Genomic DNA, 14289 nt, shown 5'->3' with positions numbered 1-14289 from the left:
CCAGAGGCATCGGGCTCCGGCGCGGTCCGGGGGCCTGAGAGGTTGATGGAGAGGTATTGCTCCTTCGGCGTCCATGGCTGGCGGCCACAGAACTCTCCCGCGTCGGGACGATGCGCGCGCCAGTCTACCGGTCGGTCACCGATGGCCACGAATGGACAGCAAACGGCCCCTCTCTGCGGGGAGAGGGGCCGTTGCTCGTGCTTGGGTTGGCGGGACTCAGCCGATCTTGCGGTCGCGCTGCTTGCGACGCGAGGCGAGTTCGTCCTCGGGCGCCGCGATGGACTCGCCGCCGTCGGCACGCTCGCCCGGGAAGTCAGCGATGGCGCCGGTCAGCTCACGCATGGCGCCCGAAACCGCGATGCCGAACACGCCCTGACCGCCCTGCAGCAGGTCGACGACCTCTTCGGCCGACGTGCACTCGTACACCGTGGTGCCGTCCGAGAACAGCGTGATGTTCGCCAGGTCATGTACGCCGCGCTGGCGCAGGTGGTCGACCGCGACGCGGATGTTGTGCAGCGAGATGCCGGTGTCCAGCAGCCGCTTGACGATCTTGAGGACCAGGATGTCCTTGAACGAGTACAGGCGCTGGCTGCCGGAGCCGGCGGCGCCGCGGATCGACGGCACGACCAGCGAGGTGCGGGCCCAGTAGTCCAGCTGACGGTAGGTGATGCCGGCGATCTGGCAGGCGCTCGGCCCGCGGTAGCCGACCAGTTCGTCGGGAACAGACTCGTCAGGGAACAGGCCTGCCTGCACCGGCACCGGCACCGGCACCGGCACCGGAGCCGGTGTCGGGGCGGCCTGCTCAGGCGCGCCGTTGGTCGTCAGGTCCAACTGCTCTTGACGTGGCGTCTCGTCGCCCACTGCCTGATCCTCTCGCCGATCGAACTAACCTGCCTGGCGGCCACTGCTGCTCGGCGGGCATGTCCGCTGCTCGAATGTGTCGAGCATACGCTTCCCGCCGGGCCACTTCAGCCCATCGGCGGCGGTGCCGCCAATCGGACTATTGCCAGAACGAGGAAAGTATGTGGCGCGGATTCGGCGAATCCGCAAACGGCGCACCGAGTGTCGACACGCGCTGACCTAACTGAGATGCATCCGTAACAAGGGCCCTCCGGGACAGCGCACTCCGACCTAAGTCGCCTTGAAATCGTCCGGCGAAATGCTGTCGAGGAACTCCTTGAACTTCTCGACCTCGTCCTCGCGCACGGGGCCGGACGACTCCTCGTCACCCTCGTCCGGGATGAGCAGACCCGCCTCTGCGAGTACCGCTTCCTCGACGTAGATCGGTACGCCCACCCGCAGCGCGATGGCCACCGAGTCCGACGGCCGCGCCGACACCGTGATGTCGCGGTCGAACACCAGGTCGGCGTAGAAGGTGCCTTCCTGCAGGTCCACGATGCGCACCTCGCGCAGCGAATGACCAAGCGCGGCAATCAGATCCTTGATCAGGTCGTGCGTCAGGGGCCGAGCCGGCGAGACGCCCTGCTGCTCGAGCGCGATCGCGGCCGCTTCGGACTGCCCGATCCAGATCGGCAGGTAGCGGTCACCGTCGGATTCGCGCAGCAAGAGCACGGGTTGGTTCTGCGGCTGTTCCACCCGAATGCCGACCACACGAACCTCGCCCATCTGCGTCTGCCCTCCGCAATCCGTGTGCCATCAACGAATTCGAGTCTAGTCCTCAGCGATCGAGAACGTCGCGCACGGCAGACTTGATCAGAGACGTGTGCAGCGTGATGGCGAGCGCCGCGACCTCGCGGGCCAGTTCGTCGGCCCGGTCCCGGGCCCCGGCGTTGCCGGCTTTTCCGATGGGGCCGGCGATCTGGGCGATCAGGTCCGACTGCCGGTCGGCGGCGGACCGGAAGGCCCGCAGGTGCCGCGGTTCGACACCGTATTCGCCCAGCGCATGGGCGCATTGTGCGATGACCACGGCATGTTCGTCGAAGAACCCCGCCGGGCCGGGGATGATCACGCCGCTCTTGACCAGCGCGGCCAACAGCTCCGGCTTGATCCCGGAGCGCTGCAGCAGGTCCTCGCGGCTGAGCCGGACCTGGGCGGGTGCGACGTCAGCCGGGCCGCCGGCCTGGTCGCTGTCGGGATCCGGAACCAATTTCGGTACGCCGTAAGCGGATCCGTTCGACGGCAGCGCGCCGTCGGGCTGGGCGTCCAGCTGGGCCTTGATGACCTTGAGCGGCAGGTACTGGTCCCGCTGCGCGGACAGGATGAACCGCAGCCGCGCGCAGTCATAGGCCGTAAAACGACGGTAGCCCGACCCAGTGCGTTCGGGCGTGACCAGACCCTGTTCCTCCAGGAACCGGATCTTGGAGATGGTCACATCCGGGAAGTCTGGCCGGAGCAGGTCGAACACCGCTCCGATCGACATCCCGGCCACTGCACTGCGGTCGGGCTGCGTCATGGACTGACCGCCGGTCTAACCAGCCGAGCTGTCGTCGGTCTTGGGGCCGGTCAGGAACACCAGGCGGAACTTGCCGATCTGGACCTCGTCCCCGTTGGCCAGCACCGCCGAGTCGACGGGCTCGCGGTTGACGTAGGTGCCGTTGAGGCTGCCGACGTCGACCACCTGGAACTCACCGGACTCGAGCCGGAACTCGGCGTGGCGACGGCTCACCGTCACGTCGTCGAGGAAGATGTCGCTGTCGGGATGACGGCCTGCCGAGGTGCTCGGCTGATCCAGCAGGAATCGCGAGCCGGCATTCGGCCCGCGCTTGACCACCAGCAGGGCCGAGCCCACCGGCAGTCCTTCAACTCCGGAGACGGCACTGGTGCCGCTCGTCGAAGCCGGGGCGTCGAGCTCATTGAGGAAGTCCGCCCGGAAGACCGAAGTGGTCTCCACCGTTGCCTCCTCGGAGCCGAAATCGGTCCCCGAACCGCTGTCGTTATCCGTCACGCGCTGCTCCTCTACTGGCTGCTGTGGCGCTCTTTTGCACGACCAGCCGGCAGGTGCTGCCAGCAGTCATCGAATGTCGCATACGTCTCACTATTGACCGTACCGCGCGGCGCGGGCCAGTGTGCCCGCCACTACCGGATCCGCCGCGCCGACTTTGGTGTCGCCACGGCCGAACCGGACCGCAGCACCCTAACAAAAGGGTTACTCGTCCAGGGTCGCCCGGTAGCCGTCCGCGTCCAGGAGTCCGGCGAGCTGGCCGTCCAGTTCGGCCGCGTCGGCCTGCAGTTCGATGAGCCAGCCGCCGTCGTACGGATCGGAGTTGACCAGGTCGGGCGAGCCTTCCAGATCACCGTTGACCGCAACGATTTTCGCGGCGATCGGGGCGTACAGCTCCGACGTCGTCTTGGGCGATTCGACCTCACCGAACACGTCGCCGGCGGCCACGGTGGTACCGACCTCGGGCAGATCGACGTAGACGACGTCACCCAGCGCACCCTGCGCGAAATCGGTGATTCCGACCCGCACGGTGCCCTCGCCGGTGCGGCGCACCCATTCGTGCTCGGTGGTGTACAGCAGATCGGCTGGCGTTTCGCTCACGACGCTCCTTGCGAGTTCAGGTCAGTGTGTTTTCGGTCAGTAAGGATACGGCTCGACGATCAGGCCCGGCGTCTACTTGACGGGCTGAGCGTATTGGCGCGGTTTCGGTTGCCGCAGGGCACTCACGTCGATCGTGTCGGCCTGTTGCACGGACATTGTGCCGCCAACGCGTTTCACACTGTCCATCGCCCCGCCCGGGATGTTCATCGCGGCCGCGAGCGTCGGCGGATCCCCAATGGCGAGAATGGAATAGGGCGGGTTCATGGTCACGTTGTCGACCACCAGCGCGCCCGCGGTGCCGGTCACCCAGGTGTCGACGCCGACCCGCACCGCGGTCTGCTGGTCGCCGCGTCCCGACCGGATCTCCATGGCCTCGGCGCCGGCGGCGCGCAACTCGTTGATGACGTCGAGCAAGGTCTCGGGTGACACGCCGGGCGCGATGTCCTCGATGGTGATGGTGACGCCCGGGCCGGTCGCCGCGACCGTGCCGATCAGGATCGACAGGGCACGCAGCCGCGCCTGCGCGTTCTCGATGGCGGCCTGGTCGCTGTTGCCCGACGCCTGCAACGACGACAGCGTCTTCTGCAGGTCCGCCACCTCGGTGTTGAGGGACGCCTCGCGCTGTTGCAGTGAGTCGAGCAGCACCAGCAGGTCGGCAGGCCGCGCGGTGTCGAGCGCGTCACCCGATTCGGTCTGGCGCACCTGCGTCGCGATGGCCACCCCGAGCAGCACGCAGAGCAGTACGGCCAGCGCGCCGAACATCAACTGCGACCGGGTGCGCGGCAGCCGCGCCGGAACGCCGTCGGGCAGCTCGTGCCGGCCGTGGTGTTCTTCTTCCGCGTGCTGTTCGTCGTCAGCCATGGTGCACCGTCACGCCCCGAACAACCTGCGCCGCAGCGCCGCCGCGTTGCCGAAGATCCGGATGCCCAGCACCACAATGATCGCAGTGGACAGCTGGGTACCCACGCCCAGCTGGTCGCCCACATAGACGATCACGGCGGCGACCAGGACGTTGAAGACGAACGAGATCACGAAGACCTTCGCGTCGAAGATGCGCTCCAGGTAGGCCCGCAGTCCGCCGAACACCGCGTCGAGCGCCGCCACCACGGCGATCGGCAGGTACGGCTGGACCGCTTCGGGCACGCTGGGGTGGAAGATCAAACCCACCACGATGCCGACCACAAGTGCCGCGATCCCGATCATGTAGCCCTGCTCACTTTGGTCCAATCTCCTTGGCGAAGTTGACATCTCGTACCGACGCGGCCGACACCGTCAGCCGGTCCCTGGTCTGGACGCTGATCCCCACCCCGTACGACTGCGCGAGCAGCATCAGCCGCTGCATGGCAGGGGTCTGCTCGAACACCTCCTGCATGGCGTGCGGCGGCCCGATGGCGACGACGACGTACGGGCTGGCCACCGGCTGGTTGTCGACGAGGATGCCACCGCCGGCCTGCCGCATGGTCACGTTCGGCCCGATCCGTACGCCGCCGACCGACACCGCCTCGGCACCGGCGGCCCACAAGGAGTTGACGGCCAGCTGCAGGTCCCGGTCCAGGATGATCTGCGGGCTGCCGGCGACCCGCTGCTTCGACACGTCGGACAGGTTCGGGCTCGGCGGGGGCTCGGTGACGGTGACGGTGAGGCCGGGGCCGGTCACCGCGGTCACGCCCGCGCCGAACTCGGCCTGTTCGAGGGCGGCCAGCAGTTCACGGCCTTTCGCGTCGCCGGCCAGCCGGCCGCGGCGTGCGGCCTCCACCTGGCCGGCCAGCGCGTCCCGGGTGGCGGTGCTGTCGCGGGTGCGCGCTTCCGCGGTACGCGCGTTGGCCGACAGGACGTGCTGGGTCTGGTCGTTGGCGGGGGCCATCGACACCGCATGCTGTGCCGCCGTCACGAACACCACCGACACCGCGGCGACGCCGACCAGCAGCCACGCGCCGTCGGCGAACCGCCGGGAGCGACCGCGCCGGGCACCGTCGCCGTCCGCTTTGCGACGCTCGGCCGCGGCGGCATAGCCGGGGTCCAGGTGATCGGTGAGCAGCGAGCGCAGCAGCGACGGCACCGGAATCCGAACCGGCTCGTCGGCGACGTGGCTGTTGCGGCCGGCCTCCGGCCAGTAACCGCCCAGCGCCCGGTCCCGGGGTGTCCCGGCTTCAGTCACGCGGCGGACCTCGCGACCGGCGGCAGATCCCGGCGCACCATTGCCACCTGGATCAGGTACAGCACCGCGGACCACAGATACATGGCCATCCCCCACACCAGGAACGCCCAGCCGCAGGCCAGCACCACGCGGCTCCAGGCGTCGGGCCATTGGCCCAGCAGCACCAGCGGGAAGCCGGACATCAGCGCGAACGTCGCGGCCTTGCCGATGTAGGTGACGGGCAGCGCCGTCAGCCCGCGGCCGCGCAACAGCGGCAGCGTGGCCGCCAGCACGGCGTCGCGGCCGATCAGGGTCAGCACGAACCACCAGGGCACGACGTGCGCGATCGCCAGCGCGACCGGCACGACGAGCATGTAGATCCGGTCGACCAGCGGGTCCAACAGCTCGCCCAGCCGCGACGACTGGTTCGGGACCAGGCGCGCGATCTTGCCGTCGGCCCAGTCGGAGAAGCCGCTGAACATCAGGATCGCGACGGCCCAGCCGTTCGCGTGCGCCGACAACAACAGGTAGAGGAACACCGGGACCAGCAGCAACCGCAACGCGCTGAGCGCGTTGGGAATCGTCAGCACCCGGTCGCCCGATTCGGCTTCCACGTCTGTGTGCGATCCGCCTCCGGCTTCTCGCTGGGGGTCCATAGGGCTAAACCTAACGGAATACCCCGGGCAGGCTCAGCGCTGCCATCGTGTCGTCGGCCAGCGGGTTGTCGTGAATCATGTACGTCCACGTCGACGTCGGGCGGGCCAGCTTGGACAGATCCAGTCCGGGCTCGTCCTCCAGCACGTTGGCGGTCTCGAAGGTCTGCTGCGCGGCCTCGATGGCGTCGGCCGCCAGCGACGCGAACGCGTCGACCGCCATGCGGTGGAACTCGTCGAGCGGATCCTGGCGTCCCAGCGCGCGCAGGTGGATGCTCTCGCGGATGTCGGACAGGTAGGCCAGGTGGTCGGCCCAGCCGCGGTCCAGGTGGTACAGCATGATCAGCCGGCAGATGCGCTCGAGCGCGTCCTCACCGACCTCGTCGACCAGTTCCTGGTAGCGGTCCGGCGACAGCTCTTTGAGTTCGTCCCGCGCGGTTGTGGTGCGCAGCAACGTCTCTCGGCGTTCCACGATGATCGCGCGCTGCTGCGCGGTGAGCTGGTTGTAGCGCCAGGTGTTGGCGTGCACGTCCAGCAGCCGGCCCTCGGCGACGCGCTGCGCGTGCTCGAGCATCTGGCCGGCGCGGTCGCTGATGATGCGGCCGTCCTCGTCGGTCTGCATCGGGAGCTTCTCGGGATCCAGGTGCGAGACGACGACGTCGTCCTCCCAGCTGGAGAAGAACACCGACGAGCCCGGGTCGCCCTGGCGGCCGGCGCGGCCGCGCAGCTGGTTGTCGAGGCGTTCGGTGTGGTGCCGGCCGGTGCCGATGACGTGCAGGCCACCGAGTTCGGCGACGGCGTCATGGTCGGCTTCGTCGGATCCGCCGAGGCGGATGTCGGTGCCGCGGCCGGCCATCTGGGTCGAGACGGTGACGGTGGCGAGCTTGCCGGCCTCGGCGATGACGGCGGCTTCCTCCTCGTCGTTCTTGGCGTTCAGCACGACGGCGGGCACGCCGGCCTTGACCAGTTTCGCGTGCAGCTCTTCGGATTCGGCGACGTCGCGGGTGCCGACCAGCACGGGCTGACCGGTCGCGTGGATCTTCTGGATGTGCTCGATGACGGCCTGGTTCTTGGCGGCCGCGGTGATGTAGACGCGGTCGGCCTCGTCCTCGCGGATGTTCGGTGTGTTCGGCGGAATCGGCGACACCCCGAGCCGGTAGAACTGGCGCAGCTGTTCACCGGCGGCCAGCGCGGTACCGGTCATGCCGCACACCGTCGGGTAGCGGCCGATGAGGGCCTGCACGGTGATGGTGTCGAGCACCTCGCCGGTCTCGGTGGTCTCGATGCCTTCCTTGGCCTCGACGGCCGCCTGCAGGCCGTCGGGCCAGCGCTGTAGCGACGCGATGCGGCCGCGCGAGGCGTTGATGAGGTGAACGGCGTTGTCCCGCACGATGTAATGCACGTCGCGCTGCAGCAGCACGTGCGCGTGCAGGGCCACGTTGACCTCGGTCAGCGTGGTGCCGATGTGCTCCTCGGAGTACAGGTCGATGCCGCCGAGCGCCTTCTCGAGCTTGCGCGCGCCGGCGTCGGTCAGGTGCACGTTGCGGCGGTCGGCGTCGGTGTCGTAGTACTGCAGCGAGTCGTCGACCCGGTTCTCGGAGGTCATCTCCCCCACCAGCCGGATGATCTCCATGCGCGGGGTCTCGCGGTGCGTGGTGCCGGCGAGCACGAGCGGCACCAGCGCCTCGTCGACGAGCACGGAGTCGGCCTCGTCGATCAGCGCGACGTCGGGCCGCGGCGACACCAGGTCGTCGACATGGGTGACCAGCTGGTCGCGCAGGACGTCGAACCCGATCTCGTTGACCGAGGCGTAGGTGACGTCGCATTCGTAGGCGGCGCGCCGTTCGTCGGCCGTCGACTCGGCGGTGATCCAGCCGACCGTCAGGCCCATGGCCGCCAGCAGCGGTCCCATCCACTCGGCGTCGCGGCGGGCCAGGTAGTCGTTGACGGAGATGACGTGCACGTGCCGGCCGGCCAGCGCGTAACCGGCGGCCGCGATCGCGCCGGCCAGGGTCTTGCCCTCACCGGTGGCCATCTCGACGACGTCGCCGGCCATCATGCGCAGCGCGCCGAGGAGCTGAACATCGAACGGCCGCAGACCGGTGGTGCGTTCGGCGGCCTCCCGGGCGATGGCCAGGAACTGCGGGATGTCGGCGGCATCGGCGAGATCGGACAGCTCGAGCAGCTTGGCGGCCTTGGTGATCTGCTCGTCGTCCAGCCCGGCGGCCTTGTCGTCGAATTCGGCCGACGCCCGAACCTGATTCATCGATCGGTTCTGGTTCTTGTCGGTGGAAGCACCGAGCAGCTTCCAGAACTTGCTGCTCAGCCGGCCGGATTTCGCGGTGCTGGTTTTCGCCACAGGTCAAAGGTACCGGTCCCGTCCGTCCGCTCTGCTGCAGCCGTCCACCTGCCCGTCCACCTGCCGGAGCCCCGCGGAAGGTGACCGGCGTCTCACGTCATTGCCTGTCGCAGCGCGAACGTCAATAGGTCACGGGTACCTTGCGGGGATGGATTTGTTCACCCCGACCCTCGAATGGGGCAGTGAGCTCACGACCTCGCTGTGGTGGATCGCGAAAGCCTGGCTGATCGCCGCGGTATCGACGCTGGTGGTGGTGACCGCCATCGGCCGCTTCACGGTCTGGGGAAGGCAGTTCTGGCGCATCACCGGCGCCTACTTCGTCGGCCGCGACAGCATCGTCGTGTGGCTGTGGCTGGCGGCGCTGCTGCTGTCGGTGATCACCGGTGTCCGGCTCACGGTGCTCTTCAGCTATCAGAGCAACGACCTGATGACGAGCTTCCAGGTGGTGGCCTCCGGCCTGGCCGGTCACGACCAGGCCGTCAAGGACTCGGGCGCACACGGCTTCTGGATGTCGATCGGCATCTTCTCGCTGCTGGCGGTGCTGCACGTCTGCCGCATCATGCTCGACCTGTTCATGACGCAGCGGTTCATCCTGCGGTGGCGCGCCTGGCTGACCGACCGGCTCACGGGCGACTGGCTGGACGGCAAGGCGTACTACCGGTCGCGGTTCATCGACGACACCATCGACAACCCGGACCAGCGCATCCAGAGCGATATCGACATCTTCACCGCCGGCGTGGGCCCACTGCCCAACACGCCCAACAACATGACCACCTCCACGTTGTTGTTCGGCGCCATCAACGCCATCGCATCGATGCTTTCGTTCACCGCGATTCTGTGGAACCTGTCCGGCACCCTGACCATCGCCGGCCTCACGATCCCGAAGGCGATGTTCTGGATCGGGCTCGGCTACGTCCTCGTCGCTTCGGTGGTCGCCTTCTGGATCGGCCGTCCCATCATCTGGCTGTCGTTCGACAACGAGCGCTTCAACGCCGCGTTCCGCTACGCGCTCGTGCGGATGCGCGACGCGGCCGAGGCCGTCGCCTTCTATCACGGCGAGCTCGCCGAGCGGACGGGTCTGCGCCGGTTGTTCGCGCCCGTCGTCGACAACTACAAGCGGTACGTGAACCGGATGATCGGCCTCAACGGCTGGAACCTGTCGATGAGCCAGATCATCGTGCCGTTGCCGTACGTCCTGCAGTTCCCGCGCTTCCTCGCCGGCGAGATCAAGCTCGGCGACATGAACCAGACGGCGTCGGCGTTCGGCAGCATCCAGGACGGCCTGTCCTTCTTCCGTAACGTGTACGACCAGTTCGCCGGCTACCGCGCCGCCATCATCCGTCTGCACGGCCTGGTGACGGCCAACGACGCGGCACGGCACCTGCCCGAGCTCGCCACCGAGGACTGCCCCGACGACACCATCACGCTGGAGCAGGTGACGGTGAGCACGCCGGACGGCCGCGAACTCATCGCGCCGCTGGATCTGTGCCTGTACCCGGGCGAGGCCCTGGTGGTCACCGGGCCGTCCGGCAGCGGAAAGACGACCCTGCTGCGCAGCCTCGCCAAGCTGTGGCCCTTCTGCCACGGCGCCATGCACTTCCCGATGGAGGAGAACGAGACGCTGTTCCTGTCGCAGCTCCCATATGTGCCACTGGGTGATCTGCGCGCGGTGGTGTCCTACCCGAGCAAAGTGGGCGCCCACACCGACGAGCAGCTGCAGGAGGTCCTGCGCAAGGTCGCACTGCCGCACCTGGCGAACCGCCTCGACGAGGTCGACGACTGGGCCAAGGTCCTCTCGCCCGGCGAGCAGCAGCGCGTCGCCTTCGCCCGCGTGCTGCTGACCCGGCCCAAGGCCGTGTTCTTCGACGAGTCCACCTCGGCACTCGACGAAGGCCTGGAAATGATGCTGTACCAACTGGTTCGGAACGAACTGCCCGACACCACCGTGGTCAGCGTCAGCCACCGCAGCACCGTCGAACAGCACCACCAGCAGGAGCTGGAGCTGCTGGGCGACGGCAACTGGCGGCTCACCCGGATCGAAGACGACGGCGTGCCCGCCCCCGTCTGATCACCGCGTGGCGGCGTGGGTTCCGGCCCGGCGGCCGAAGAACGACCCTTCGCCCAGCTGGGTCCCGCTGGCATAGCCCTTGCCGTCCTGCGCGATGTTCGATGCGCAGGCACCCGCCGCGTACAGGCCCGGCACGGCGGTGCCGTCCGCGCGCAGCACTTCGCCGTCGATGCTGACCGACAGCCCGCCCATGGTGAATCCGGAGTACAGGGCCCGGCCGAGGGACAGGTCGAAGGCTGCCCACGGCCCGTTGTCCTGGGCCGCAACATAATCCGGCTGCTTGTGGAAGTCGGGGTCGGCGCCGGCCGCGGCGTTGGCGTTGTACCGCTCCAGTGTCGCCGCCAGGTTGCCGGCCGGAATGCCCAGCGCCTCTTCCATTTCCGCGATCGTCTCCCAGCCGTCGATGAACCGGATCAGCGGCATCGCCGGCATCTCGGTGTGCGCTTCGTCGACGATCAGGTAGGCCACCTGGTCGGGCTGCTCGAGAACGAAAGCCGATGTGCGCGAATGGTAGGAGTCCTCGTTGACGAAGCGCTGGCCGTTCTGGTTGACGATGACGCCGGTGAGCAGGATTTCCGGCGGGTAGGCGGCGGCGGTGATGAACAACTGGTCCAGGTTCTTGGCGACGCCGCCGGCGGACACGCCGAGCTTGATGCCCAGCCCGTCGTCGTTCGGGTTGCCCAGGATGTAGGGCTCGACTTCGCCGTGGTGCTTGGTCTTTCGCTTCTGGCCCAGCGCCGGCGTGTGCTCGGCCACCATCTCGGGGTTCATCGCGAAACCGCCCGCGGCGATGATCACCGCACCGGCCTTGACGGTGCCCGTCACGCCGAAGTTCTTCCATGCCACCCCGGCGACGGCACCGGTGTCGTCGAGCACGAGGTTCGTCGCGCCGGTCTCGTAGCGCATCTCGACGCCGAGTTCGTCGGCGCGCTTCAGCAGCAGCTTGATGACCATGTCGGCGCCGCCCAGTTCGCCCGGCACCGGCACCGAGTGGCCGCGGGGTGCCGGCTTGGCCTGTTCGCAGAACGGCCACACCTTCTCATTGCCGGTGTAGGACAGGCCCTCGGTGCCCGGCGGCACCACCACCTTGCCCGGGTAATAGCTGCGCTCGAACTGAAAACCCAAGTCCTCCAACCAGTTGAAGTGCTCGACGCTGCCGTCGCAGTAAGCCCGGATCTTGGCGTGCTCGGGGTCGTGGGCGACGGCGACCAGGTACTTGTACATCTCGTCGGGACTGTCGTCGTGGCCGGTGGCCTGCTGCACCGCCGTGCCGCCACCCAGGTAGAAGTGGCCGCCGGCCATGGACGTCGTGCCGCCGGCACCGGCCGCCTTCTCCAGCACCAGGACCTTGGCGCCCGCGGCGGCGGCGCTGACCGCGGCACAGCCACCGGCGATACCGAAGCCGATCACGACGACGTCGGCCTCGTCGGACCATTCGGTGACGTCGGCGGCGTTGACGGTCTCGGGAACTGTTTGCATCGTCTCTCCTGGGCCGGTCTCGGTGGTGTCCAGGTCGGTCGATTCAGGAAACCTGGACACGTGTCTGATCAGTGATCGACTAGACAATAACGTCGAGACGGGACCATGGCTAGAACGTGTTCTAGTTCGCTATCCGTTTCCGTCGGCACCCAGGTAGGCCGCGATACACCGGGCCGACGCGGCGCGCGCCTGCTCAGGGTCGGCGCCACCGGCGATATCCGCCGCGCACCAGGCCGCGCCGGATTCGCGGGTGAACCGGCGGCCCTCGTCGCTGACGGTCCACTGCGGGCCGAACGACGGATCGATGTCCTGCCCCGTCGAGGTGTGGATGGCCAGCCCGAGAAGCGCGCCGTCCCAGCCCATACCCACGGCACTGGGGCCGTACTGCGCCCAGAACTCGTCGTCGTCGGCCGGGGCGATGTGGTCGAGCTCGAGACGCGCCGAGCCGTCGCCCCCGTCGACGATGCGCAGCTCGATCCAGCTGGTCTGCCCGTTGCACTCCCAGGTGGCCGTGAAGGTGTGCGGCGGATCGCACGTCAACACGGTGCCGCCGGCGTTCCCCTCGATCTGGAACGTGCCGCCGACCACGAGGTCGCCGGTGATCGGCAGGAACCATCGCGGAATCCGCTCCCGATTGGTACACGCGTCCCACAGGTCGGCGCCATCGGTCGGGTAGGTCTGACTGATCGTGACGACGCGGACTTCGCCCGCCTGCCACGTGCGCGTGCCGACCGTGCGTTGTACGGCGTTGATCTGTGCGGTGACGTCGATCATCACTCCCCCTTGCGGTTGCGTTTTCCGCGCGCCACTTCGGTGGCCAGCGCGTCCAGATGCGGTTGCCAGAACCGGCGGAAGCCGGCCAGCCAGTTGTCGATGTCCTGCATACCCCGGCCGTCCACGGCGTACAGCCGTCGTTGACCGTCCGGGCGCACGCTGGCAAAACCGTTGTCGCGCAAGACCTTCAGATGCTGCGACACCGCCGGTTGACTGATCGAGAACTCGGCTTGGATCGTCGCTCCGATGGCGCCCGCGGTCAGTTCACCGTGCGCCAGCAGTTCCAGGATCCGTCGGCGAACCGGGTCCCCCAGGACATCGAAGGCGTGCACATCGCAAAGTTATAGTCACGACTTATATAAGTCAAGAGTTACACATCTGGGCGTGACGCAGAAACCACGTTCGCGCCCACAGCGCAGGATCGACGCGGGCCGCGCCCCCGGTCAGTTGCCGGCGGCGGCCTGCTGCACGACGCCGTCGCCCGTCTGCTGGTCGGTCGCACTCCACGACACCGCCGCCGGGAAATGCCCCCACGTGCTGTTGAAGACGCCGACGAGGACGGCCCGGTTGTCCGGCATGATGGTGTAGACCGGTCCGCCGGAGTCGCCCTTCTGGCTGACGATGCCGTTGGACATGGTGAACCAACCGTTGTTCACCGCGTCGACGGTGCCGCACGTCTCACCGGTGACGACACCGAAGTGGCAGACGGGTGCACCGCGCTGCGGATTCACCGCGGGGTCGGTGACCAGCATCCGCCCGCCAGGCAGGATGTTGTTCACCATGACGTCGCCGGCGATGTTGATGGACTCCCAGTCGGAGATCTGGTGGTCGGTCGCGATGGTGGCGCCGTCCGGTGTGTTGTCCCGGAACGTGATCATGGTGCCGATGAAGCGGCCGTCCTTGTCGGTCACCGGGCCGTTGCCGCGGCAGTGACCTGCGGTGTAGCCGGTCCGCGCGACCGGGTCCACGTAACCTAGCGTGCAGCGCGTGGTGCCCTGGTGAATCTCCATACCCGGGTAGACGAGCACTCCGGGATCAGCCGACGCGACCGGCGCCGGGCCACCCACAGCGAGCATCGGAACTGCGACCGCGGCTACTGCCACGGCCCGCAAACCCCCCACAAACATGACTTGCTCCCATCACCTCGGGACGGACGTCGCGCCAGCCTACCCCGCAAACCCCAACCCGGGACGGGAAAGGCCCCGCCGTGGGCGACCCGCGGCCGCCCCGCACCAGCAAACAAACTGCCCCTCGAACCGGGCGTTGAAACGCGTTGGCGGCCCGGATCTTTCGATCCGGGCCGCCAACGTCCGTCCA

Annotated in this window: 15 protein-coding genes and 1 riboswitch; of the genes, 1 reads left to right on the top strand and 14 read right to left on the bottom strand. The window is 68.1% G+C overall.

The window, feature by feature from the left end; translation table 11 throughout:
• Positions 1-12 precede the first annotated feature (12 nt).
• Positions 13-110: riboswitch (glycine riboswitch) on the bottom strand.
• 106 nt (positions 111-216) lie between these two features.
• The 10 genes from ACJH6I_RS15180 to secA2 form a co-directional block, all read right to left on the bottom strand.
• Positions 217-861: a MerR family transcriptional regulator gene (locus tag ACJH6I_RS15180; protein WP_318984958.1), complete on the bottom strand. Its 645-nt coding sequence runs from the start codon at positions 859-861 to the stop codon at positions 217-219.
• A 270-nt stretch (positions 862-1131) separates the two neighbouring features.
• Complete coding sequence (locus tag ACJH6I_RS15175) at positions 1132-1626, bottom strand: bifunctional nuclease family protein (protein ID WP_020100159.1); 495 nt, start codon at positions 1624-1626, stop codon at positions 1132-1134.
• Between the two features lie 52 nt (positions 1627-1678).
• A complete protein-coding gene (locus ACJH6I_RS15170) occupies positions 1679-2413 on the bottom strand; it encodes a MerR family transcriptional regulator (RefSeq protein ID WP_212814385.1) in 735 nt (244 codons plus the stop codon).
• A gap of 15 nt (positions 2414-2428) precedes the next feature.
• Positions 2429-2905 carry a glycogen accumulation regulator GarA gene (gene garA / locus ACJH6I_RS15165; protein WP_020100157.1) on the bottom strand — a complete coding sequence of 159 codons (477 nt, stop codon included), beginning with the start codon at positions 2903-2905 and terminating at the stop codon, positions 2429-2431.
• 201 nt (positions 2906-3106) lie between these two features.
• A complete protein-coding gene (gene gcvH / locus ACJH6I_RS15160; protein WP_212814383.1) occupies positions 3107-3502 on the bottom strand; it encodes a glycine cleavage system protein GcvH in 396 nt (131 codons plus the stop codon).
• Positions 3503-3574: 72 nt separating this feature from the next.
• Entirely contained in the window at positions 3575-4363 is a 789-nt protein-coding gene (locus ACJH6I_RS15155; protein WP_318984957.1) for a DUF881 domain-containing protein, read from the bottom strand.
• 9 nt (positions 4364-4372) lie between these two features.
• Positions 4373-4705, bottom strand: a complete 333-nt coding sequence (locus ACJH6I_RS15150; protein WP_053856224.1) for a small basic family protein — start codon at positions 4703-4705, stop codon at positions 4373-4375.
• A gap of 10 nt (positions 4706-4715) precedes the next feature.
• A complete protein-coding gene (locus ACJH6I_RS15145; protein WP_318984956.1) occupies positions 4716-5660 on the bottom strand; it encodes a DUF881 domain-containing protein in 945 nt (314 codons plus the stop codon).
• Complete coding sequence (locus ACJH6I_RS15140) at positions 5657-6295, bottom strand: CDP-alcohol phosphatidyltransferase family protein (protein WP_318984955.1); 639 nt, start codon at positions 6293-6295, stop codon at positions 5657-5659. The genes ACJH6I_RS15145 and ACJH6I_RS15140 overlap by 4 nt, the downstream gene beginning before the upstream one ends.
• 10 nt (positions 6296-6305) lie before the next feature.
• Positions 6306-8651, bottom strand: a complete 2346-nt coding sequence (gene secA2 / locus ACJH6I_RS15135; protein ID WP_318984954.1) for an accessory Sec system translocase SecA2 — start codon at positions 8649-8651, stop codon at positions 6306-6308.
• A gap of 148 nt (positions 8652-8799) precedes the next feature.
• Between secA2 and ACJH6I_RS15130 the strand changes: the two genes are divergently transcribed.
• A complete protein-coding gene (locus tag ACJH6I_RS15130) occupies positions 8800-10719 on the top strand; it encodes an ABC transporter ATP-binding protein/permease (protein ID WP_212814374.1) in 1920 nt (639 codons plus the stop codon).
• Here the strand turns inward: ACJH6I_RS15130 and ACJH6I_RS15125 are convergent, their stop codons facing one another.
• The 4 genes from ACJH6I_RS15125 to ACJH6I_RS15110 all read right to left on the bottom strand — a co-directional run bounded on the left by ACJH6I_RS15125 (position 10720) and on the right by ACJH6I_RS15110 (position 14099).
• Positions 10720-12198, bottom strand: coding sequence for an FAD-binding protein (locus tag ACJH6I_RS15125; RefSeq protein ID WP_318984953.1), 1479 nt, complete (start codon positions 12196-12198; stop codon positions 10720-10722). It abuts the gene before it with no gap.
• Between the two features lie 129 nt (positions 12199-12327).
• Entirely contained in the window at positions 12328-12972 is a 645-nt protein-coding gene (locus tag ACJH6I_RS15120) for an SRPBCC family protein (protein ID WP_318984952.1), read from the bottom strand.
• Complete coding sequence (locus ACJH6I_RS15115; RefSeq protein ID WP_212814368.1) at positions 12972-13304, bottom strand: helix-turn-helix transcriptional regulator; 333 nt, start codon at positions 13302-13304, stop codon at positions 12972-12974. The genes ACJH6I_RS15120 and ACJH6I_RS15115 overlap by 1 nt, the downstream gene beginning before the upstream one ends.
• A 111-nt stretch (positions 13305-13415) precedes the next feature.
• Entirely contained in the window at positions 13416-14099 is a 684-nt protein-coding gene (locus tag ACJH6I_RS15110; RefSeq protein WP_318984951.1) for a hypothetical protein, read from the bottom strand.
• Between the last annotated feature and the right edge of the window lie 190 nt (positions 14100-14289).

This window comes from Mycobacterium sp. SMC-13, from assembly GCF_045311035.1.
Taxonomy (GTDB): domain Bacteria; phylum Actinomycetota; class Actinomycetes; order Mycobacteriales; family Mycobacteriaceae; genus Mycobacterium.
Note: the sequence above shows the minus strand (reverse complement) of the source record. Positions and strands in the feature narration are given on the sequence as shown.

Excerpts from the sequence above, each read along its gene's own strand:
- ACJH6I_RS15175 (WP_020100159.1), bottom strand. The coding sequence starts at position 1,626 with ATGGGCGAGGTTCGTGTGGTCGGCATTCGGGTGGAACAGCCGCAGAAC.
- ACJH6I_RS15120 (WP_318984952.1), bottom strand. The coding sequence starts at position 12,972 with ATGATCGACGTCACCGCACAGATCAACGCCGTACAACGCACGGTCGGC.
- ACJH6I_RS15150 (WP_053856224.1), bottom strand. The coding sequence starts at position 4,705 with ATGATCGGGATCGCGGCACTTGTGGTCGGCATCGTGGTGGGTTTGATC.
- ACJH6I_RS15125 (WP_318984953.1), bottom strand. The coding sequence starts at position 12,198 with ATGCAAACAGTTCCCGAGACCGTCAACGCCGCCGACGTCACCGAATGG.
- ACJH6I_RS15130 (WP_212814374.1), top strand. The coding sequence starts at position 8,800 with ATGGATTTGTTCACCCCGACCCTCGAATGGGGCAGTGAGCTCACGACC.
- ACJH6I_RS15155 (WP_318984957.1), bottom strand. The coding sequence starts at position 4,363 with ATGGCTGACGACGAACAGCACGCGGAAGAAGAACACCACGGCCGGCAC.
- ACJH6I_RS15170 (WP_212814385.1), bottom strand. The coding sequence starts at position 2,413 with ATGACGCAGCCCGACCGCAGTGCAGTGGCCGGGATGTCGATCGGAGCG.
- ACJH6I_RS15140 (WP_318984955.1), bottom strand. The coding sequence starts at position 6,295 with ATGGACCCCCAGCGAGAAGCCGGAGGCGGATCGCACACAGACGTGGAA.
- ACJH6I_RS15110 (WP_318984951.1), bottom strand. The coding sequence starts at position 14,099 with ATGTTTGTGGGGGGTTTGCGGGCCGTGGCAGTAGCCGCGGTCGCAGTT.